Source organism: Streptomyces sp. P5F9 (assembly GCF_057961495.1).
Genome location: NZ_JBXVPZ010000657.1, coordinates 1 through 4,105 on the forward strand (window position 1 = coordinate 1; position 4,105 = coordinate 4,105).

A 4,105-nucleotide genomic window follows, 5' to 3' on the forward strand; every position below is an offset into this window, starting at 1 on the left:
CCACTCACATCAGCCGATTCACCCGCCTCGGACTCGAACTCACCGCCTGACAATGGCGAATCCGCCAACAAAGTCCTGAAGGGCCGGGATTCCTGGCTGGATCACGTTGAACACGGTTACGCCGCGCTGCGTATCGAGGGCGACCAGTGCCCCGAGATGATGTCCTCGGCGACGGTGGCGGCCACCGTCGGGCACTTGACGTGTGCTTGCGCACGCGACGTGTGCTTGTGCAAGGCCTCTCCTCTGTGCAAGGAGTCCGCCCGCTCCATCTGACGCTTCGTCAGATACGGCGCTACGATGCCCCGCATCCACCGATCCCGAGGAGGCCCGCATGGGCAAGCTGGACGGGCGCGTCGTCATCGTCACCGGGGCGGCGCGCGGGCAGGGGGAGCAGGAGGTACGGCTGTTCGCGGCCGAGGGCGCGAAAGTCGTCGTAGCGGATGTGCTGGACGAGCAAGGGGAGGCGCTGGCGAAGGAGTTGGGCGCCTCCGCGTCCTACGTCCATCTCGATGTCGGCGAGGAGGCGGACTGGCGTGCCGCCGTGGGGACCGCCAAGGAGGCGTACGGGCGGATCGACGGGCTGGTCAACAATGCCGGGATCCTGCGGTTCAACTCCCTTGTGGACACGCCGCTTGAGGAGTTCATGCAGGTCGTGCGGGTCAACCAGGTGGGCTGCTTCCTGGGGATCAAGACCGTGGCGGCGGCGATGGAGGACGGCGGGACGATCGTCAACACCGCCTCGTACACGGCGGTCACCGGGATGGCCGCTGTCGGGACCTACACCGCCACCAAGCACGCGATCCTCGGGCTCACCCGGGTGGCCGCGCTGGAGCTGGCGAGCCGGCGGATCCGGGTCAACGCCGTCTGCCCCGGGGCGGTGGACACCGCGATGTCCAACCCGGCGCGGCTCGACCCGGACGCGGACCCGGAGGAGATGACCCGGGCGCTGGACGAGCTGTACCGCAAGCTCGTGCCGCTGGGCCGGATCGGGCGGGCCGACGAGGTGGCGCGGCTGGCGCTGTTCCTGACGTCGGACGACTCGTCGTACATCACCGGGCAGCCGTTCGTGATCGACGGGGGCTGGCTGGCCGGGGTCAGTGTCATCTGACGGCATCCGACGGCATCCCTCGCCATCTGACAGGGCGTCATCTATTGACGAATCTGACGCAGCGTCAGAAAGTCGTAGCACTCACAGGAACCATCTGGACTTGGGACGGTGAATCTCCTTGGAATTCGGGCTCTTTGTACAGGGATACGTGGGCAAGCGTGCCGAGACGGACCCGCTGGCCGAGCACAAGGCGCTGATGGAGGAGACCGAGTACGTCATCCAGGCGGACAAGTCCGGCTTCAAGTACGCCTGGGCGTCCGAGCACCACTTCCTGGAGGAGTACTCGCACCTCTCGGCCAACGACGTCTTCCTCGGCTACCTCGCCCACGCCACCGAACGCATCCACCTCGGGTCGGGCATCTTCAACCCCCTCGCCCAGGTCAACCACCCGGTGAAGGTCGCCGAGAAGGTCGCCATGCTCGACCATCTCACCGACAACCGCTTCGAGTTCGGGAGCGGGCGCGGCGCCGGTTCGCACGAGATCCTCGGGTTCATACCGGGGGTGACCGACATGAACTACACCAAGGAGATCTGGGAAGAGACCATCGCCGAGTTCCCCAAGATGTGGCTCCAGGACGAGTACGTCGGCTTCCAGGGCAAGCACTGGCAGCTGCCGCCACGGAAGATCCTGCCGAAGCCGTACGGGAAGGCGCACCCCGCGATGTGGTACGCCGCCGGCTCGCCTCCGTCGTACGCCATGGCCGCGCGCAAGGGGCTGGGCGTCCTCGGGTTCAGCATCCAGAAGGTGTCCGACATGGAGTGGGTGCTGGAGCAGTACAAGACGGCGATCGTGAACGCGGAGCCGGTCGGGGCGTTCGTCAACGACAACGTGATGGTGACCACGACGGCGATCTGTGCGCCGACCCATGACGAGGCGATCCGGATCGCCACGAGTGGGGGGCTGCACTATCTGCCCTCGCTGGTGTTCCGGTACCACGACACGTTTCCTCGGCCTGAGGGGTTCCCGGTGTGGCCGGAGACCTTGCCGGAGTACACGCCGGAGTTCGTCGAACTCCTCGTGGAAGAGGAGCTGTTGATCTGCGGTGACCCGGATGAGGTGCTCACCCAGTGCAAGCGGTGGGAGCAGGCCGGGGCGGATCAGTTGAGCTTCGGGTTGCCGGTGGGGGTGCCGAAGGAGGAGACGTTGCAGACGATTCGGTTGATCGGGGAGCACGTGGTTCCGAAGATCGATACGGATCCTGTGCATCGGACTACGCGGTTCCGGGAGACGGCCTGAGGTTGTACGGCGGCTGCGGGTGTGTGGGGGCTGGTCGCGCAGTTCCCCGCGCCCCTAAAAACAAGCGGAGTTGAGGAGGCGGCCCATGCTCGATCACGTCATCAAAGGTGTCACTGTCGTTGATGGGACGGGGGCGCCTGGGTTTGTCGCCGACGTGGGGATACGGGACGGGCGGATCGCCGTCATCGGTACGGTGGTTGAGGAGTCCCGGACGTCGGAGGATGCGCGTGGGCTCGTGCTCGCGCCGGGGTTTGTTGATCCCCATACCCACTACGACGCCCAGCTCTTCTGGGACCCGTATGCGACGCCGTCCCTCAATCACGGGGTGACGACCGTCGCCGCCGGGAACTGTGGGTTCACTCTCGCGCCGCTGAAGCCGGAGGACGCCGACTACACGCGGCGGATGATGTCCAGGGTCGAGGGGATGTCGCTGGTCGCGCTGGAGGAGGGGGCGCCCTGGAGCTGGCGGGGCTTCGGGGAGTATCTGGACGCGCTCGAAGGGCGGATCGCCGTCAACGCCGGGTTCATGGTGGGGCATTGTGCGCTGCGGCGGTATGTGATGGGGGCGGATGCCGTGGGTGGGCAGCCGAGTGAGGAGCAACTCGCCGAGATCGTACGGCTGTTGCACGAGGCGATGGACGCGGGGGCGTGGGGGTTCTCCACCACCCAGTCCTCCAGCCACTCGGACGGTGACGGGAAGCCGGTTGCCTCTCGGCATGCGTCGCCCGCCGAACTGCTCGCGCTTTCCAGGGCTGTCGGGGAGCACGAGGGTACGCAGATCGAGGCCATCGTCGCCGGGTGTCTCGATCAGTTCAGTGACGCGGAGATCGATCTGTTCGTCGAGATGAGCGCGGTGTCCGGGCGGCCGTTGAACTGGAACGTGCTGACCATCGATGCCGCTGTGCCTGAGCGGGTGCCCCGGCAGTTGTTCGCGAGTGAGCGGGCTCGGAAGGCCGGGGGGCGGGTCGTCGCCCTGACCATGCCGATCCTCACGCCGATGAACATGTCCCTCGGCACCTTCTGCGCGCTGAACCTGATACCCGGGTGGGGGCCGATCCTGAGCCTGCCCGTGCCCGAGCGGATCGCCAAGCTGCGGGAGCCGGACGTACGGGCCGAGATGCTGCGGAGCGCCAACAGCAAGGAGGCGGGCGTCTTCCGGCGGCTCGCGAACTTCGGGCGGTATGTGATCGGGGATACGTACAGCGACGCCAACGAGGGGCTGACCGGGCGGGTGGTCAAGGACATCGCCGCCGAGCGTGGTCAGGAGGCCTTCGAGTGTCTCGTCGAGATCTGCGCGGCCGATGAGCTGCGGACGGTGTTGTGGCCCATGCCTTCCGACAACGATCCCGCCTCCTGGGCGCTGCGTGCCGAGACCTGGCAGCACGAGGACGTGTTGCTCGGTGGGTCCGACGCGGGGGCGCATCTGGACCGGATGTGCGGGGCGCCGTACACGACCCGGTTCATCGGGGACTGTGTGCGAGGGCGGAAGCTGGTGGGGCTGGAGCAGGCGGTGAAGATGCTCACCGATGATCCGGCCCGGTTGTTCGGACTGCGGGAGCGGGGGCAGGTGCGGGAGGGGTGGCATGCGGATCTGGTGCTCTTCGACCCGGAGCGCATCGACGCCGGCAAGGCCACCCTGGTGCACGACCTGCCGGGTGACAGTCCGCGTCTCGACTCCAAGGCGATCGGGATACGGGCCGTGTGGGTCAACGGAGTTGAGGCCATCCGGGACGAGGTGGTGAGCGGGAACGTGCCGGGGC

General features: G+C 67.1%; 3 protein-coding genes. All 3 read left to right on the top strand.

What is annotated here, in order from left to right; genetic code table 11:
• Positions 1-331: 331 nt before the first annotated feature.
• Complete coding sequence (locus AC31A1_RS47885) at positions 332-1,108, top strand: SDR family NAD(P)-dependent oxidoreductase (protein ID WP_489659345.1); 777 nt, start codon at positions 332-334, stop codon at positions 1,106-1,108.
• 118 nt (positions 1,109-1,226) lie between these two features.
• Positions 1,227-2,345, top strand: coding sequence for an LLM class flavin-dependent oxidoreductase (locus tag AC31A1_RS47890; RefSeq protein ID WP_393752273.1), 1,119 nt, complete (start codon positions 1,227-1,229; stop codon positions 2,343-2,345).
• Between the two features lie 85 nt (positions 2,346-2,430).
• A partial coding sequence (locus AC31A1_RS47895) for an N-acyl-D-amino-acid deacylase family protein (RefSeq protein ID WP_489659346.1) occupies positions 2,431-4,105 on the top strand: 1,675 nt, incomplete at its 3' end.